The sequence below is a fragment of the Bowmanella dokdonensis genome (assembly GCF_017254865.1).
GTDB classification, from domain to species: Bacteria; Pseudomonadota; Gammaproteobacteria; order Enterobacterales; family Alteromonadaceae; genus Bowmanella; species Bowmanella dokdonensis.
Window position 1 is genome coordinate 1 of the sequence record NZ_JAFKCV010000275.1, and the last position, 314, is coordinate 314.

General features: G+C 52.2%; 1 pseudogene. It reads right to left on the bottom strand.

The features are described 5' to 3' along the window. Nucleotides 1–314, bottom strand: a pseudogene (locus tag J0A66_RS22555) (excinuclease ABC subunit B); the annotation flags it as partial.

Consider the following 314-nt stretch of genomic DNA (forward strand, 5'->3'; position numbering starts at 1 on the left):
TCGTCCACCTGAGTCCCCACCGGACGAATCTCCAACTCAGGATCCACCAGACCAGTGGGCCTGACCACCTGCTCCACCACATCGCCGGCCGATTTCTCCAGCTCATATTTACCTGGTGTAGCCGACACATAAACGGTTTGGGGAGACAGTTGTTCAAACTCTTCAAATTTAAGGGGACGATTGTCTAATGCCGAAGGTAAGCGAAAGCCGTATTCCACCAGCGTTTCCTTACGCGAGCGGTCGCCTTTATACATGGCACCAATCTGTGACACCGTGACGTGTGACTCATCAATAAAAAGTAACCCATCTGCCGG